Annotated in this window: 1 protein-coding gene; it reads right to left on the bottom strand. The window is 76.3% G+C overall.

Features of this window, described 5'->3' with window-relative positions:
* Window positions 1-1,172 (bottom strand): hypothetical protein (locus tag ACWD4U_RS34790; protein ID WP_363462314.1); only part of this gene is annotated, 1,172 nt, incomplete at its 3' end.
* Window positions 1,173-1,230: the final 58 nt, after the last annotated feature.

Raw genomic sequence — 1,230 nt, 5'->3', positions numbered from 1 at the left:
TGTCTGCCGTCCAGCCCGCCCCGCTCGTACACGGAGATCAGGGCCGCGCCCAGTTCGTGGGGGGTGATCGGGGCGCCGTCGTCACCGATGTGCATCGCCAGCACGAACGTGTCCTGACGCGGTGGCAGAAGCTGCAGGGCCTCTCGGACATGTCCGGCCGACGCCTGGGGGTGGGCGTCCTCGCCGATCCAGCCGCCGGCCGGGATCCGGGTGACGGACGGTGCGGCGTGCTCTGCCGGTGTCGGGGTGACGGCGCTCGTCGGAGCGGGCTGCTCGTGCGGGCCCGCGGGATACTCGACGGCGATGCTCGCGCTCCGCAGGCGGACGTCCATGGCTTCCCCGGGCAGGACGCCGGGAGGGGGCTCGCTGCCGGCGGCGTCCACCACCTCGATCAGCGGCTGGACGTCGAACAGGGCGTCCAGCCGGGCCAGGTGATAGCTCAGGCCGCTGGCCAGGACCCGGCCGGTGGAGACCGCGCGGTCCAGGGCCCGCGCGTCGGCGGAGAACATGCCGTTGCCGCGACCGGTGATCGTGATCGCGGGCATCGGCAGCCCGTCCCGTAGCCGCCGGGCCAGTTCCGGAGCCAGCCCGGCCGCGAGCTCGTACACCTTGCGGGCCGCGGCCTCGCCCACGACGGTGTCGCCCGGCGCGAATCGTACGGTGAAGGGCGCGCCGGGCGGTTCCGCGACGGGTACGGGGCTGTCGCCGGGCGACGCGGTGCGGGGCCGGCCCGGGACCGGGACGCCGTCCCCGGCGTCCCCGGAGGGGGGATCGATCCGAGCGAAGCGATCGAGTGGCGGCGCGCTCCCGTCCGGGGCCAGGTAGGGGGTCTGCAGGGCGTAGGACCAGCCGCCGTCCACCTCGGCCTGCACGTGCACGGCGCCGGTCGGCGCGTACACCACCCGCCCCGTCGCTGCCGCCACCGCCCGGGCGAACTCCTGGCCTCCCCGGCCCGCGAACTCCACCGCCAGGACGACGGGCGCGCCCGCGGGCCACTCCGCCAGGGTCGGATCCGCCGCCACCAGCCGGGCGAACCGCGCCGCGTCCAGATACACCGGCCGGCCGTCGGGCCCGGTCAGCACCGCCCGATCGCCGTCCACCACCGCCGCGACCACGAAGGGCGCATCGCCGACACTCCACGGCGCCTCCCGCTGCCCCAGGTCCTGCACCACACGCCCCGGATCACCGGGCCCGGACGCCGGATCCACCAGCAGGTGCCCGTATCGCCGG

It is taken from the genome of Kitasatospora sp. NPDC002522 (assembly GCF_053595195.1).
The sequence above is the reverse complement of the archived record's forward strand: the minus strand, read 5'-3'. Positions and strand labels throughout refer to the sequence as shown.